At 61.5% G+C, this 14,942-nt stretch carries 16 protein-coding genes; all 16 read right to left on the minus strand.

The window, feature by feature from the left end:
- Nucleotides 1-45 precede the first annotated feature (45 nt).
- The 16 genes from gloA to rpsB all read right to left on the minus strand — a co-directional run bounded on the left by gloA (nt 46) and on the right by rpsB (nt 14,860).
- A complete protein-coding gene (gene gloA, locus KEC16_RS02715) occupies nt 46-444 on the minus strand; it encodes a lactoylglutathione lyase (RefSeq protein WP_211546104.1) in 399 nt (132 codons plus the stop codon).
- Nucleotides 441-1,604 carry a lipid-A-disaccharide synthase gene (lpxB, locus tag KEC16_RS02720; protein ID WP_346344014.1) on the minus strand — a complete coding sequence of 388 codons (1,164 nt, stop codon included), beginning with the start codon at nt 1,602-1,604 and terminating at the stop codon, nt 441-443. Before lpxB ends, gloA begins: the two co-directional genes overlap by 4 nt.
- Nucleotides 1,605-1,615: 11 nt before the next feature.
- Nucleotides 1,616-2,428, minus strand: a complete 813-nt coding sequence (locus KEC16_RS02725; RefSeq protein ID WP_211546106.1) for an LpxI family protein — start codon at nt 2,426-2,428, stop codon at nt 1,616-1,618.
- Complete coding sequence (gene lpxA / locus KEC16_RS02730; protein WP_211546107.1) at nt 2,418-3,218, minus strand: acyl-ACP--UDP-N-acetylglucosamine O-acyltransferase; 801 nt, start codon at nt 3,216-3,218, stop codon at nt 2,418-2,420. Before lpxA ends, KEC16_RS02725 begins: the two co-directional genes overlap by 11 nt.
- Nucleotides 3,218-3,688 (minus strand): 3-hydroxyacyl-ACP dehydratase FabZ, encoded by a 471-nt coding sequence (gene fabZ / locus KEC16_RS02735; RefSeq protein WP_211546108.1) that lies wholly within the window; start codon nt 3,686-3,688, stop codon nt 3,218-3,220. The genes lpxA and fabZ overlap by 1 nt, the downstream gene beginning before the upstream one ends.
- Before the next feature lie 28 nt (nt 3,689-3,716).
- Nucleotides 3,717-4,736 (minus strand): UDP-3-O-(3-hydroxymyristoyl)glucosamine N-acyltransferase, encoded by a 1,020-nt coding sequence (gene lpxD / locus KEC16_RS02740; RefSeq protein ID WP_211546109.1) that lies wholly within the window; start codon nt 4,734-4,736, stop codon nt 3,717-3,719.
- 2 nt (nt 4,737-4,738) lie between these two features.
- On the minus strand, nt 4,739-5,359 hold the full coding sequence (locus KEC16_RS02745) for an OmpH/Skp family outer membrane protein (protein WP_211546110.1): 621 nt from the start codon (nt 5,357-5,359) through the stop codon (nt 4,739-4,741).
- A 1-nt stretch (nt 5,360) separates the two neighbouring features.
- Nucleotides 5,361-7,640 (minus strand): outer membrane protein assembly factor BamA, encoded by a 2,280-nt coding sequence (gene bamA, locus KEC16_RS02750; RefSeq protein ID WP_211546111.1) that lies wholly within the window; start codon nt 7,638-7,640, stop codon nt 5,361-5,363.
- A 46-nt stretch (nt 7,641-7,686) separates the two neighbouring features.
- Nucleotides 7,687-8,814: an RIP metalloprotease RseP gene (gene rseP, locus KEC16_RS02755; RefSeq protein WP_211546340.1), complete on the minus strand. Its 1,128-nt coding sequence runs from the start codon at nt 8,812-8,814 to the stop codon at nt 7,687-7,689.
- Between the two features lie 10 nt (nt 8,815-8,824).
- A complete protein-coding gene (locus tag KEC16_RS02760; protein WP_211546112.1) occupies nt 8,825-9,991 on the minus strand; it encodes a 1-deoxy-D-xylulose-5-phosphate reductoisomerase in 1,167 nt (388 codons plus the stop codon).
- Between the two features lie 10 nt (nt 9,992-10,001).
- Nucleotides 10,002-10,838 (minus strand): phosphatidate cytidylyltransferase, encoded by an 837-nt coding sequence (locus tag KEC16_RS02765; RefSeq protein WP_249208652.1) that lies wholly within the window; start codon nt 10,836-10,838, stop codon nt 10,002-10,004.
- Nucleotides 10,801-11,535, minus strand: coding sequence for an isoprenyl transferase (locus tag KEC16_RS02770; protein WP_211546342.1), 735 nt, complete (start codon nt 11,533-11,535; stop codon nt 10,801-10,803). The genes KEC16_RS02765 and KEC16_RS02770 overlap by 38 nt, the downstream gene beginning before the upstream one ends.
- A gap of 7 nt (nt 11,536-11,542) precedes the next feature.
- Entirely contained in the window at nt 11,543-12,115 is a 573-nt protein-coding gene (gene frr, locus KEC16_RS02775) for a ribosome recycling factor (RefSeq protein WP_346344015.1), read from the minus strand.
- Between the two features lie 3 nt (nt 12,116-12,118).
- Entirely contained in the window at nt 12,119-12,844 is a 726-nt protein-coding gene (pyrH, locus tag KEC16_RS02780) for a UMP kinase (RefSeq protein ID WP_211546113.1), read from the minus strand.
- A 177-nt stretch (nt 12,845-13,021) separates the two neighbouring features.
- Entirely contained in the window at nt 13,022-13,948 is a 927-nt protein-coding gene (gene tsf / locus KEC16_RS02785) for a translation elongation factor Ts (protein WP_211546114.1), read from the minus strand.
- Nucleotides 13,949-14,056: 108 nt separating this feature from the next.
- Nucleotides 14,057-14,860, minus strand: a complete 804-nt coding sequence (gene rpsB, locus KEC16_RS02790; protein ID WP_211546115.1) for a 30S ribosomal protein S2 — start codon at nt 14,858-14,860, stop codon at nt 14,057-14,059.
- Nucleotides 14,861-14,942: the final 82 nt, after the last annotated feature.

Consider the following 14,942-nt stretch of genomic DNA (forward strand, 5'->3'; position numbering starts at 1 on the left):
CCCCGTCAACAAGCGGGTTGACGGTGCGCCGCATGGGAAGTGTTGTCAAGCCGGCTGCTTGCGCTCGATCAGCTCGATTTTATAGCCGTCCGGGTCTTCGATGAAGGCAATGACGGTCGCGCCATGCTTCATCGGTCCCGGTGGCCGGGTGATCTTGGCCCCGGCTGCCGCCAAGGCGTCACACGTAGCGTAAATGTCAGGCACGCCCAGGGCGACGTGACCGAATCCGGTGCCCACGTCATAGCTGGCGGTGTCCCAATTATGGGTCAGTTCGATCACCGCGTTGTCGGCTTCGCCGCCGTAGCCGACAAAGGCCAAGGTGAAGCGGCCATCGGGATAATCCTGCCGCCGCAGCAGGCTCATGCCCAGCAGGCGGGTGTAGAAATCAATGGAGGCATCCAGATTGCCCACCCGGATCATGGTGTGCAGCATGCGCCAGCTCATGGGCGTTTCCTTTCAGCGATATAATCCAAAACCACTTGGGCGGCACGGTCGCCGGGCGACGGCCCGCCCAATCCCAACCGGGTCATGGCCTCGGCCATATGGCGACGGCGGCGGTCGCGATCGTCGGCATCGGTCAACATACGCTCCAGCACCGGGGCAATTTTAGCGGCGTCACAGTTTTCTTGCAGGAATTCCGGCATCACCGGCCGGTCCAGCATCATGTTGATCAGCGTCGCCCACCTGATCTTGAAGCCGAAGAAGCGGCGGGCGACAAAGGCGGTCAACGCCGACAGGCGATAGGCGATCACTGTCGGCAGACCGGCCATGGCCAGCTCCAACGCCACCGTTCCCGACGCTGCCAAGGCGCAATCAGCGGCGGCGAAGGCGTCGTATTTCTCGGCCGCATCTTCAAGGATCAGCGGCGAAAATGGCCAGGATGAAGCCGCTTGCCGGATTTCCTCGACCAAATGCGGCACTGCCGGCACCACCACACGCAAATGCGGCTGGGAAAGGCGCAGACGTTCCAAGACGGCGGCGAAGACCGGCAGTAACCTGCCGCTTTCCGAATGCCGGCTGCCGGGCAGCACCGCCAACAGCTTGGTGTCAGCCGCCAGATGATGGCGTTGACGAAACCTTGCGCCATCGCCCTGCCCGGCCCCGCATTCGATCACCGGATGGCCGACATGGATGGTCCGCAAGCCTTCCTTTTCGAAGTAAGGCGGCTCGAACGGCAGCAATGTCATCAACAAATCCAGCACGCCGGCCAGTTCGGCCGCCCGCTTGGGCTTCCATGCCCAGACCATGGGAGCAACGTAATGGATGCGGGGAAGATCGCCGTATTGACGCTGACAGCGCTTTTGCACCCGGCCGGTAAAGCCCCAGGAATCGATGGTGATCAACGCCGCCGGCTGGCATTGCCCGATATCGTCCACGGTCTCGCGCACCCGGCGCAAAATACGGGGAATGCGCGGCACAACCTCGGTCAACCCCATCACCGTCAGCTCGGTCATGGGAAACAGTGATTGCAATCCTTGCTCTTGCATGTGCGGACCGCCGATGCCGGCAAAGCGGATAGCACCGCCGGCGCGGGCCTTCAGGGCGGCCATCAACCGCCCGCCGAGCAAATCCCCCGAAGGTTCGCCGGCAATAATATAGATCAACGGCTCCGCCATCATGTGCGGCCCAGAATGAACAATCCGGCACTGTCGGCCAGTTCCGCTATCTGCGTTCGGTCCAGCACCAAGGTGCCGCCGGCCTCGACGCAGATGCCACGCAATCCGGCGGCGATTGCCTCCCGCAAAGTGCCCAAACCGATGGTGGGCAAATCCAGGCGGCGATCCTGGCCGGGCTTCTTGACCTTGACCAGAACGCCGCCGGGACCGTCGCGGCGCAACTCGGCGCAGCGACGGATCAGGCGGTCGGTGCCCTCGATGGCTTCGACCCCCAGCACGATGCCTTGTTGCACGATAACCGATTGCCCGACATCCAGGGCGCCAAGACCCTTGGCCACCTCCCAGCCACGGCGGATATCGGCTTCGGCCTCGTCATCGGGGGCATGACGACCGAACAGCCCCTGGGGGGCCAAGCAATCGGCCAGCACGTCATCGATGCCGACCAGGCGAAAGCCCTCTTGTTCGATTTCGCCGGCGACCGCACGCAACAAGCCGTCATCGCCCAAGGCTTTTAGCCCGACTTTGGCGAAAAACTTGGTGGTGCGGAAATCGGGGGCCAATTCCTTCAAGCTCGGCCGGCGCACCGGACCGATCATCACCAAGTCGGTGACGCCGGCTTCGTGCAGTTTTTTGAAGCCGGTCCCGGCTTCACCCAGCCGGATCCAATCAACCGGGGCGTCGCCGATCACTTTTGGATCGGCGTGACCGGACAGGGCCAAAACATGAAACGGCCGGTCTTGCGAGCGACAAGCGGCGATGGCGAGTCCTGGGAACTCGCCGCCGCCGGCAATGATGCCGAGCTTACTTGCCATCCTCGAAGCCGGGTGTGCACAGCGAACGGGACGAATCATCGCGAATGAATTCGATGACTTCCATCACTGCGGCGTTGTTTTGAAACTGCTCCGAGACATCGGCCAAGCGTTCCTGAAGCGTGCCTTCCGGCCCGAACAGCAGGCGATAGGCGTTGCGCAGGCTGTGAATCTCGTCGCGGGAAAACCCTCGGCGCTTCAAGCCGACGATATTGAGACCGTTCAGATGGGCGCGATTGCCGATAACCATGCCGAAGGGAATGATGTCAGCCTCGACCCCGGACATGCCGCCGACCATGGCGTGCTTGCCGATGCGCACGAATTGATGCACCGCCGACAACCCGCCCAGAAAGGCATACTCGCCGACCATCACATGACCGGCCAAGGTGGCGTTGTTGGCCATGATGACGTTATTGCCCAAGATACAATCATGAGCGACGTGAGCACTGGCCATGAACAGGCAATTATCGCCGACGCGGGTGATCATGCCGCCGCCTTCGGTCCCCGGCTGCATGGTCACATATTCACGGATCTGGTTGTTGCTGCCGATTTCCAGCGTCGACGGCTCGCCGTGATATTTCAGATCCTGCGGCTGATGGCCGATGGAAGCGAAGGGGAAAATCCGGGTGCCTTCGCCAATGGTGGTGCGACCTTCGACCACCACATGCGACAGCAATTCGACGTTTTCGCCCAAACGGACATGCGGCCCGACAACGCAGAACGGGCCGATGGAAACCGATCCGGCGATATCCGCCTGGGGATCGACTATGGCGGTGGGATGAATATTGGGCATCAGTTGTCCAGAATCATGGCGGCATAGGTGGCTTCGGCCATCAAGGTCTCACCGACCTTGGCCTCGGCGCGGAACTTCCACACGTTACCACGCGAGCGCTCTTTGAACACGTGAACCGACAACTGATCCCCCGGCCCCACCGGCTTGCGAAAACGGGCGCTGTCGACGCTCATGAAATAAACCAGTTTGCCTTCGGCCGACGGGCCCAAGGTTTCCACCACCAGCACAGCGGCGGTCTGCGCCATGGATTCGATGATCAGAACACCGGGCATGACCGGACGCTGGGGGAAATGGCCCTGGAAGAACGGCTCGTTGATGGTGACGTTCTTGATCCCGATGGCGCTGACATTGGGGATGATCCCGATCACCTTATCGACCATCAGGAACGGATATCGGTGCGGAATCATTTCCATGATCCGATTGATATCAATCGCCTTCCCGGTCTCGGTTTCGTTCACCATGCTGTCCATCCTGTGCTTCCTTGAATGCTGATCTTTTTCAACGCTTGGTCCGCGCCATCTTACCCAGAATGACCGATTGGCGCAGCCATTCCAGGCGCGGCACCGCCGGATAGCCGCCATAGGTCTGTCCCGCCGGAACGTCGCCGATAACCCCGGCCTGCGCGGCGATCTTGGCGCCGGAACCGATCTTTAGATGGCCGGCAAAACCAGATTGCCCACCCGCGGCGACAAAGTCACCGAACTGAGTAGAGCCGGAAATGCCGACCTGGGCGACAACGACGCAGCCTCGGCCCAATTGGACGTTGTGACCGATTTGCACCAGATTGTCGATCCAGCAACCATCACCGATCACCGTATCCGGGCCGGCGCCACGGTCGATCGTGGTGTTGGCGCCGATTTCCACATTGTTGCCGATAACCACCCGGCCCAATTGCGGCACCTTAAGGTGCCCTTGCACCCCCATGGCAAAGCCGAAACCATCCTGGCCGATACGGGCGCCGGGATAGATGTTCACCTTGGCGCCGATCAGCGCGCATTGAATGGTGGCGTTGGCGCCGATGGCGCCGTCGGCGCCGATGACCACGCCGGCACCGATCACCGCATGGGATCCAATCCGGCAGCGATCGCCGATTTCAGCCCCGGCACCAATAATGACGCCATGATCGATCCAGCAATCGGCACCAATGCGGGCGCTGCCATCCACATGAGCCGAAGGCGAAATCCAGGCAACCGGCGCCGGGCTGGGATAGAAGGTCTGGGCGACCATGGCATAGGCGCGGTACGGATCCTTGGACAACAGCAACGCCGTCCCCGCCGGTCCACGCTCGGCCAGATCGGGGTGAACAATCACCGCCCCGGCGGCGGTCGCGGCAAAGGCGCTGACATATTTTCGGTTGTCGAGAAAGCTGATCTGATCGGTGGAAGCGCCCTCAAGCGCGGCGACATCGCTGATCACCTTGCCGGCATCGGCACCGGCCGACAATTCCGCTCCGCAGATTTCAGCCAATTGCCCCAGGGTGAACGGCCCCGCGACCTGAAAAAACCGAGGATCGGCCATAATTATTTCTTTCCTTTGGCAGGCGCGCCTTCCGGTTGGCTGGGTTTTTCCACATCGGGAACCGGAAAGGGAACCGAACTCAACCGCTTGTTCAGGCGTTCGATGACGGTGTTGGTGATGTCCATGCGTTCGTCGTGCAGGAAGACATGCTGCTTATGCAGCACCAACCCCACCCCTTGTTCCGAGGCCACCTCGCTGGTGACGGCGACGACGGCTTTTTGCAATTCATTGCTGGCCGCCGCGCTGGACTTGTCCAAAGCCCGCACCGCCCCTTGATATTGCCGTTGGAATTCGGCAACACGGGAATTCAAGGCGCGAACCTTTTCCTGGAACACCTCGGCCGGCAACGACGTTCGCTGCTGAGCCAGTTCTTTTTCCGAGACCTGCAATTGCTTACGCGCCGTCTCGAATTCATTGTTGAAGGTCTGCTGATAACGCTCGCGCTCGGCCACAACCGCCTTCCCGGCCAGACTTTCACGCTGGATCCGGTTGGCATCGACGACGACGATGACCGTCGGCGTGTTGGCGCCGCTGCGGGCTGGCGGATTTTCGGCCAGCGCCGCAGAAGACAACACCATGCAGACCAAACCCGCCGCGAAGCGGATGGCCCTGAAATCGGCCATCCTAGAACCTCGTGCCGAAATTGAAGTGGAAGAACTCGTCTTCGTCGAACGATTCCTTCAACACCGGCACAGCCAGATCAAGAGCGACCGGCCCCATGGGCGATTTCCACGTTACGCCCACGCCAACCGAGGCACGCAAGGAACTGGCCTGATTGATGGAGGAGGAATTGGGGTAATCCTCGGTCGGGCCAATGGCGCCGAAATCAGTGAAGACCTGGCCGGCGAAACCCAATTCTTCCGGCAATCCCAGCGGGAATTTCATCTGCACCGATCCGGTAGCCTGCCACAAGCCACCCAAGGCGTCATCCGAACTCTTGTCGCGCGGGCTGACACCCGAGCTGGCGAAACCGCGCAGGGAATCACCGCCAAGGAAATAACGTTCGGTAATCCGCACTTTTTCGTCGCCAAAGCTGGAAATCATGCCGGCGGTGCCGCTGACGCCCAACACCACCTGCTCATCCAGCATGAAATACTGGGCGCCGCTGATGTTATTGCGAATCCACTTCTGGGTCCCGCCGAAACCGGCCAGTTCATTGTTCAGCTTGATGACATAACCTTCCGTCGGCTCCAGCTTGCTGTCGCGGTAATCCCACGTCAGAGTTTGCTGGATCGACGAGGTGACCGAGCTTCCCATTTGTTCGCGAACGAAGATGGAGGCATTGTTATCAACGTTTTCAACCTTGTCGCGCTTAAGCTGATAGCGCAAATCCTGGCGCAGGTTGTCGTTGATGTAATAGCCCGTGCGCATGGCCACGCCCATGGTGCTGTGATCATACGAGCTTTCGCTTTGCAACTTACGGGTCAGGGCGAAGATATCAGCGCCAGCCGACAGCTTTCGATCGAGAAAATAAGGCTCGGTGAACGACAGCTCGGTGCTGGTGCGGCGCGTGCCCAACGAAGCCGAGAGCTTGAGATCCTGCCCCTTGCCCAACAGATTGCGTTCGCGAATGGAAGCCTCGACCAAGGGACCGACCACGGTCGACCAGCCGACACCGAAAGACAACTCGCCCGTGGATTTTTCCTGCAAATCGACCTTGACGATCGTGCGGTCAGGGGCGGTTTCCGACGGCACATTGGTGACTTCGGCTTTGTCGAAGAAGCCCAAATCCTTGATGCGCTGACGCGAGCGGCGCAACTTGGCGGTGTTGAAGGCATCGCCCTCCACCAAGCGGAATTCACGCCGGATCACCTTGTCCAAGGTGCGGACATTGCCGGTGATGTCGATGCGCTCGACATAGACGCGGGGGCCTTCCTTGACGTCATAGGTGATGTTGATCACCTTGTTATCAGGGTCACGGCTGACCTGCGGCCGCACATCGACGAAGGCGAAGCCCTTCGACCCAAGGGAATCCGTCAAATTCTGGACGATGTCTTCGACTTGATCGGCGTTGTACCACTCACCCGGAACGCTGGTCAGCATCGGGTTGAGCTCGTTCGAATCCAGGTCGCGCAGGTTGGCGTTGATGGTCGCGTTGCCAAATTTATAGCGCTCGCCCTCTTCCACCGTGAAGGTCAGGAAGAAGCCGCCGCGATCCGGGGTCAGTTCGGCGACGCCGGAAACCACGCGGAAATCGGCGAAGCCGTGCTTGAGGTAATAGCGGCGCAGCAATTCGCGATCATAGGTCAGACGGTCGGGATCATAGGTGTCGTCCGACGACAAAAAGCGATACCAACGTTCTTCCTTGGTCGACAGCACCTCACGCAGACGCGAATCGCGATAAAAGCGATTGCCGACAAAATTGATGCGCTTGACGTAAGTGGGCTCGCCTTCGGTGATCTCATAGGCCAAGTCGACGCGGTTTTGCTCGAGTTGGATCAGCTTGGGCTCGACCGTGGCGGCGAAGCGGCCGTTGCGGCGATAAAGGTCAAGGATGCGCTTGACGTCGTTTTGCACCTTGCTGCGGGTATAGACGACGCGCGGCCGCAGCTGGGTTTCTTGCTCCAGTTGCTCGTCCTTGATGCGCTTGTTCCCTTCAAAGGCGATGCGGTTGATGATGGGATTTTCCACCACGCGAACCACCAGCGCCTCGCCCTCCTGACGGATGGCGACATCGGCGAACAAGCCGGTGTTGAACAAGGTCTTGAGCGAACGGTCGATGCGCTCGGCGTTATAGGGATCGCCTTCGGCGATGGCCATATAGGATTTGACCGTCTCCACCTCGACGCGCTGGGTGCCCTGCACGACGATCTGCCGAACGGTGCCGGCATTCTGCGCCCAAGCCGGCGCTATGGCCGACAACAAAAGCGCGATCAGCACCGCGGTGTTACGTAACAAACCCATCAACGCCCCCTTCCCAATCCACCCATTCCCCTGGGCAGTTGCGAAATCAAGAGAACAACCGCTTTATGGCGTCCCAGGCCGGCAACGATACGATATCGTTACGGGTCGCGAAGACCATCAAGGCCAATACCAGAAACAGCCCGATTCGGAAACCATATTCTTGTGCCTTCTCGCCCAAGGGCCTACCAAGGATGGCCTCGAAAGCATAAAAGACCAAGTGTCCACCATCTAATATCGGGATTGGGAACAGATTGATCAGCCCCAGATTGAGCGACAGCATAATCACATAAAAGGCGACGCTCGCCACGCCCAATTGTGCCGCTTCGCCGGCGCCCTTGGCGATACGGATCGGCCCCCCCAGCTCATCACTGTCGCGGGAACCACTGATCATCTGCCCGATGCCGACAAAAGTCGCCGAAATCATCGTCCCGGTTTCGCGCACGGCCAGCACCAGGGCGGTGCCGGGGCCATGGGTGACGATACGGGTGCTGGCGCTGTCGGCGGCGATGCCCAGGACCGGCACCTTTTCCATATCGCCGAACATGCCCTTGCGTTCGACGATACGCGGCTGCGCCACCAGTTCCACCTGCTGGCCGTTGCGGTCGATCCGCAAGGTTAGCGGCTTGTCGATATCCAGACGGACGATGCGCTGAATGTCTTGGAACCGTTCGACCGAACTGCCATTGGCGATGACGATACGGTCGCCGGCTTGCAATCCAGCCTGCTCGGCGGCGCTATCGGGCAGCACCTGACCGACCACCGGCTCGGTCACCGGCTGGCCCAGGACCATGAACATCACGGCCAGACCGACGATGGCGAAAATGAAATTGGCGGCCGGACCGGCAAAGACGATGGCGGCGCGCTGACCAACCCGCTTGTGGCGGAAGCTGACGGCCATTTCCTCGGCGTTCATCGGCCGCGGATCGCCGGTGGCCGAAGCCGCGTCGGCGTCGCCGAACATCTTCACATAGCCCCCCAGGGGCAACAGACTGAAGCGCCAGCGCGTGCCGCTGCGGTCGTTGAATCCCCAGATCTCGGGGCCAAAACCGATGGAAAACACCTCGACCTTGACGCCGTTCCAGCGGGCTACCAAGTAGTGGCCCAATTCATGGACGAACACCACCACGGTCAAAATACCGAAGAAAACGACGATATAGTTCCAGAAAAATTCCATCACGTCCCGATCAGGTTCGTTTGTTGATCAGCGCCTGCGCACAAACCCGCGCCTCGCCGTCTTGCGCCAAGACATCGGCGATGCTGCCGAGGCCAACCGGGCTGAGGCTTTGCAGGGTCTGGTCGACGATCTCGGCGATATTCAAGAAGCCGATGCGGCCGGCCAGAAAAGCGGCGACCGCTTCTTCGTTGGCGGCATTGAGGACAGTAGGTGCCGACCCACCGCTTTGCAAGGCTGCCCGCGCCAGGGCCAAGGCCGGAAAACGGATCGGATCGGGGGCTTCGAAGGTCAAGGTGGCGATGGCCGCCAGATCCAGCTTGGGCGCCGGCGAACTGATCCGCCGCGGCCAGCCCAAGGCATAGGCGATGGGGGTGCGCATGTCGGGACTGCCCAATTGCGCCAGCACCGAACCATCGGCATAAGCGACCATGGAATGAATAACCGATTGCGGATGGACCAGAATATCGATCTTATCCTCGGGCATGATGAACAGGTGGTGCGCTTCGATCAGCTCCAGCCCTTTGTTCATCATCGAGGCCGAATCCACCGAAATCTTCGCCCCCATGGACCAATTGGGGTGAGCCACCGCCTGCGCCGGACTCATGGCCGCCATTTCGGCCAAGCTTTTTTGCCGGAACGGTCCGCCCGACGCGGTCAACACGATCTTGTCGATGGCGGCGCGCTGATCGGTCTCGAAAACCTGAAAAATGGCCGAATGCTCGGAATCCACCGGCAACAAGGTGGCGCCATGGGCGGCGACTTCCGCCATCACCAGCGCCCCGGCGCATACCAGACTTTCCTTGTTGGCCAAGGCGACGACACAGCCACGGCGCACCGCTTCCAAGGTCGGGGCCAGACCGGCGGCGCCGACAATGGCCGCCATCACCCAATCGGCGGGCAGACGCGCCGCCTCGATCACCGCCTGCGCCCCAGCGGCGACCGCAATGCCGCTGCCATTCAGCAAGTCCCGCAGCAGCGGCAAGGCTGATTCATCGGCCAGGACCGCCACGGCCGGGCGCAAGCGCAACGCCTGCTCCGCCAGCAAGCGGGCGCTGGTATTGGCGACCAAGGCTTGTGTGCGGTACAGATCGGGGCGAGCTTCGATCAATTCGACCGTGTTGCGGCCAATGGAACCCGTCGATCCCAAAATGGTGACGGTTCGCCTTGTGTCGCTCATACCCACCTCGTCACGACCACAACAATACCGCCTGGCCACTGGCCAGGGCGGCCAGGGCGACGGCGACAGCCGCCGCCAGCAAGCCATCAACCCGATCCAGCACACCGCCGTGACCGGGAATGATGGCGCTGGAATCCTTGACGTCGCAACGGCGCTTGACCCAGCTTTCCAGCAAATCGCCGGCTTGGGCGATCACCGCCAATACGGCGCTGCCAATGATCAAGGCGGGCAAGGTCGATACCCCCGACAGCCAAACGATTCCGGCCCCCGCGACCATGGCCGAAACCATGCCCCCCAGCAGGCCGGCCCAGGTCTTCTTTGGACTGACCGCCGGCATCAGCAACGGCCCGCCGATGGTGCGGCCGGCGGCATAGGCGCCGATATCCGTCGCCCAAACCAATAAGAACAGCCAGATGACGGTGATCAGACCGGTTTGCGGCTCTTGGCGCAGCCATACCAGCGCCACCGACGGCAGACCGGCATACAGCGCCCCCATTCCCGCCCACAGACGCGGCCGCTCGCCCGCAAGCGGCGCCATCGCCGCCGAGGCAATGGCGGCGGCGACCACCAGCAACACCGCCAAAGACGGCGAGTGCAGCGCCAACAAGGTGGCGATGGCGCAGCCAAAGGCGGCCACCCAACCGGCGACGGGAAAGCGCTTGACCACCATGCCATGCCATTCCCAGCACATGATGGCGGCGGCCACCGCCACCAGCATGGCAAAGGCCCAGCCGCCGTACCAGACCGCCGCCAGGGCCGGCGGCGCCATTACCAAGGCAGAGAGGATGCGGGTGCGCAGCACGACGGGATCAGCCGGGGGCGTTGCCGTAACGGCGATCGCGACCATGGAAGTCGCGCATGGCGTCCTCCAACTGGTCGCGGCCGAAATCGGGCCATAAGACATCGGAAAAGACGAATTCGGCGTAAGCCGATTGCCACAGCAAGAAATTGGAAATGCGCTTTTCCCCCGAGGTGCGGATGACCAGATCGGGATCGGGAATGTCGGCGGTGAACAACCGCGCCGACAGCGCCTGTTCATCAATGGCATCGGCCTGAAGGGTGCCGGCCGCCACGGCGGCGGCCAAGTGGCGGGCCGCCGCGACGATTTCCTGGCGGCCCCCATAGGACAAGGCCAACACCAGGGTCAGGGCGGTGTTGCCAGCGGTCTTGGCCTCGGATTCATCGATCAGAGTGACGATATCGGGGCTCAGACGGCTGCGATCGCCGATGATCCGCAGACGAATGCCGTTCTTGTGCAAATTGGAAACCTCGTTGCGCAAATACAGCCGCAACAAGCCCATCAGGTCGGTGACCTCGTTGGTGGGGCGTTTCCAGTTTTCAGACGAAAAGGCATAGAGGGTCAGATAGGAAATGCCCAACGCGCGCGCCGCCTCCACCGTCCGCCGCACGGCTTCGGCGCCGCGCTTGTGGCCGGCGGTGCGCGGCAACCCGCGGGCTTTGGCCCAACGACCGTTGCCGTCCATGATGATCGCCACATGGACGGGCGGCGGCGGTGAACCGGCAGGAGTGGGGGCAGTCTCCATCACCATCTCAGACCTGCATGATTTCCTTTTCCTTATGGGCCAGGGTCTCATCAACCCTCTTGATGGTCTCGTCGGTCAAGCTCTGCACTTCTTTTTCGTGCTTCTTGATCTCGTCTTCCGAGATATGGCCGTCCTTTTCCATCTTCTTCAAGGTGTCCATGCCATCACGGCGCACATTGCGAATGGCGACACGGGCCTGTTCGGCATACTTGCTGGCCACCTTTTGCAATTCCTTGCGCCGCTCTTCGTTCAGCGGCGGAATCGGCACCCGCACCAACTGGCCGTCGGTCTGCGGGTTCAGACCCAGGCCAGCGTCACGGATGGCTTTTTCCACCGCCTTGACTTGGCCCTTGTCCCACACCTGCACGGTCAGCATGCGCGGTTCCGGCACGCCGATGGTGCCGCATTGGGTCAGCGGCATGGTCTGGCCGTAGGCCTCGACCACCACCGGTTCCAGCAGCGACGCGGCGGCACGGCCGCTGCGCAGACCGGAAAATTCCTTTTTCAGCACTTCCACCGTGTTGTCCATGCGGTGGGCGACGTCCTTCTTGAGATCGCTCCAAGTGGTCGGTGCGGACACGGCTCAACCCCCTTCGTTGATAATGGTGAAACGCCCACGCCCCAACACCACCTCGGCGAAGGCCTTGTCGGTATGCATGTCGAAGACGACGATGGGCACGTTGTTTTCCCGGCACAGGGAAATGGCCGACGCGTCCATGACCGCCAGATCATTGGCGAGCACGTCATGGAAGGTCAAGGTGTCGTAGCGCACCGCGTCTTTGACCTTTTTCGGATCGGCGGAATAGACGCCATCGACCTGCGACGCCTTAAGCAGGGCATCGCAGCCCATCTCGACCGCGCGCAAAGCGGCGGCGGTATCGGTGGTGAAGAACGGATTGCCGGTGCCGGCGGCGAAAATCACCACCCTGCCCTTTTCCAGATGGCGAATCGCCTTGCGCCGGATAAAGGACTCACACACCGACGGCATGGGAATAGCGGATTGCACGCGGGTATCGATGTTGCGCGCTTCCAGCGCATTTTGCAGCGCCAAGGCGTTCATCACCGTGGCCAGCATGCCCATGTTGTCGGCCGCCGCCCGTTCCATGCCCTTGGCGGCGCCGGACAAGCCGCGAAAGATATTGCCGCCACCGACGACGCAACAGACGTCAACCCCGAGGTCGCGAACCGATTGAACCTCGGCGGCGATACGGTCGATGGTGGTGATGTCCAACCCGAACTCTCGGTCTCCCATGAGACCTTCACCCGAGATCTTGAGGAGAACGCGGCGAAACTTGGCGTCGCTGGCCATTGTGCCCCCAAAAGCCTGGATTGTTGGTGTCCCGACTGGTGCCGGGCCGTTTGCCGGGTGGCGATCATACACCATTCCACCCGCCTGTCTCCCCTGATGTGGTCAGAGGCGAAAACCGCCGCCAGAGAATACTCCCTGGCGGCGGCGGTAAACCGGAAATCAAGAATTCCCGCGAAATCAGCCGCCCAGCTGGGCAGCCACTTCGGCGGCGAAATCCTTCTCTTCCTTCTCGATCCCCTCGCCCAGGGCGAAGCGGACAAACGCGGTCAGCTTGACCGGAGCGCCGACATCCTTGGCGGCGTTCTCGACAACCTTGGAAATCTTGTTTTCCTGGTCGATGACGAACACCTGATCGAGCAGACAGACTTCTTCGTAGTACTTGCGGATGCGGCCCTGAACCATCTTCTCGATGACTTCGGCCGGCTTGCCCGACGCCTTGGCCTGTTCGGTCAGAACGGCGGTTTCACGTTCCAGAGCGGCCTTGTCGACCGAGCCGGAATCCAGGAACAGCGGGTTGGCGGCGGCCACATGCATGGCGATCTGCTTGCCCAGGGCTTCCAGCTTGGCGACATCGCCAGCCGATTCCAGGGCGACCAGCACGGCGATCTTGCCCAGACCCGGCGCCACGGCCGCGTGCATGTACGAGGCGACGACGCCCTGCGACACTTCCAGGCAAATGGCGCGACGCAGGTTCATGTTCTCGCCGATGGTGGCGATCATGGCGGTCAGATGGTCGGAAACCGACTTGCCGGCGCCGGGGAATTCGGCGGCCTTGATGACGTCGACGTCCGAACCCTTGGCCAAGGCGACCTGGGCGACACCGGACACCAAACCCTGGAACTGGTCGTTGCGGGCGACGAAATCGGTCTCGGCATTGACTTCGACGGCCACACCCTTGGCGCCGGCGGCGGCGATGGCCACCAGACCTTCGGCGGCGACGCGGCCGGCCTTCTTGGCGGCAGCCGCCAGGCCCTTCTTGCGCAGCCAATCGATGGCGGCTTCGACGTCACCAGCGGTCTCGTTCAGCGCCTTCTTGCAATCCATCATGCCAGCGCCAGTCTTTTCGCGCAGCTCCTTGACAAGCGCAGCGGTAATCTCGGCCATGGGAATATTCCTCTTCGTTTGGTGTGTGCGAAGAAACAGGTTTGTCACGCTATGCCGTCAAGAAAATGGCGGCGACGTGTGTCGCCGCCATATCCGTCAGGCAAAGACTTACTCGGCCGTGGCGGTCTCGACGACAGCGACGGGAGCGGCTTCGACTTCGGCCGGAATGACTTCCACCGGAGCTTCGGCCTGGGCGCCAATGTCACCACCCGAACGGCCGATTTCAGCCTGGATACCGTCGAGGACGGAACCGACCATCAGATCGCAATAGGTCTGAATGGCGCGGATGGCGTCGTCATTGCCGGGAACCGGGAATTGCACGCCCGACGGGTCCGAGTTGGAATCGAGGATGGCCACCACCGGAATGCCAAGCTTGTTGGCTTCCTGCACCGCCAAGGCTTCCTTGTTGGTGTCGATGATGAACAAGATGTCCGGCAGGCCACCCATGTCCTTGATGCCGCCCAAAGCGCGATCCAGCTTTTCCTTTTCGCGGGACAGAACCAGCTGTTCCTTCTTGGTCAGGCCAGCCAGGGCGCCGGAAGCCAGCTGCTCGTCCAGTTCGCGCAAGCGCTTGATCGAATGCGAGATGGTCTTCCAGTTGGTCAGCATGCCACCCAGCCAGCGGTGGTTGACATAGTACTGACCACACTTCTTGGCGGCTTCGGCGACGGTGTCGGAAGCAGCGCGCTTGGTTCCCACGAACAGGACGCGGCCACCGCCGGCAACGACGTTGCGCACGGCGGTCATGGCGGCATGCATCATCGGCACCGATTGCTGCAAGTCGATGATATGGATGCCGTTGCGAATCCCGAACAGGAACGGCGCCATCTTGGGGTTCCAGCGGCGGGTGTTGTGACCGAAGTGGACGCCCGCTTCGACGAGCTGACGCATGGAGAAAGTCGGCATGGACATGGAGAAAATTCCTTTTCGTTCTCCGGTTGAGCCTCCGCGGGTATCGCCGGGAATCCCCGGCACCGGAGCGACAGACACCCTA

The sequence above is a fragment of the Magnetospirillum sulfuroxidans genome (assembly GCF_018224925.1).
In the GTDB taxonomy this organism is placed as follows: Bacteria; Pseudomonadota; Alphaproteobacteria; order Rhodospirillales; family Magnetospirillaceae; genus Magnetospirillum; species Magnetospirillum sulfuroxidans.

Bases quoted from the DNA above. Each gene is read 5' to 3' on its own strand.
- gloA (WP_211546104.1), bottom strand. From the start codon at position 444: ATGAGCTGGCGCATGCTGCACACCATGATCCGGGTGGGCAATCTGGAT.
- KEC16_RS02725 (WP_211546106.1), bottom strand. From the start codon at position 2,428: ATGGCAAGTAAGCTCGGCATCATTGCCGGCGGCGGCGAGTTCCCAGGA.
- lpxA (WP_211546107.1), bottom strand. From the start codon at position 3,218: ATGCCCAATATTCATCCCACCGCCATAGTCGATCCCCAGGCGGATATC.
- fabZ (WP_211546108.1), bottom strand. From the start codon at position 3,688: ATGGACAGCATGGTGAACGAAACCGAGACCGGGAAGGCGATTGATATC.
- lpxD (WP_211546109.1), bottom strand. From the start codon at position 4,736: ATGGCCGATCCTCGGTTTTTTCAGGTCGCGGGGCCGTTCACCCTGGGG.
- KEC16_RS02745 (WP_211546110.1), bottom strand. From the start codon at position 5,359: ATGGCCGATTTCAGGGCCATCCGCTTCGCGGCGGGTTTGGTCTGCATG.
- bamA (WP_211546111.1), bottom strand. From the start codon at position 7,640: ATGGGTTTGTTACGTAACACCGCGGTGCTGATCGCGCTTTTGTTGTCG.
- rseP (WP_211546340.1), bottom strand. From the start codon at position 8,814: ATGGAATTTTTCTGGAACTATATCGTCGTTTTCTTCGGTATTTTGACC.
- KEC16_RS02760 (WP_211546112.1), bottom strand. From the start codon at position 9,991: ATGAGCGACACAAGGCGAACCGTCACCATTTTGGGATCGACGGGTTCC.
- KEC16_RS02765 (WP_249208652.1), bottom strand. From the start codon at position 10,838: ATGGTCGCGATCGCCGTTACGGCAACGCCCCCGGCTGATCCCGTCGTG.
- KEC16_RS02770 (WP_211546342.1), bottom strand. From the start codon at position 11,535: ATGGAGACTGCCCCCACTCCTGCCGGTTCACCGCCGCCGCCCGTCCAT.
- pyrH (WP_211546113.1), bottom strand. From the start codon at position 12,844: ATGGCCAGCGACGCCAAGTTTCGCCGCGTTCTCCTCAAGATCTCGGGT.
- tsf (WP_211546114.1), bottom strand. From the start codon at position 13,948: ATGGCCGAGATTACCGCTGCGCTTGTCAAGGAGCTGCGCGAAAAGACT.
- rpsB (WP_211546115.1), bottom strand. From the start codon at position 14,860: ATGTCCATGCCGACTTTCTCCATGCGTCAGCTCGTCGAAGCGGGCGTC.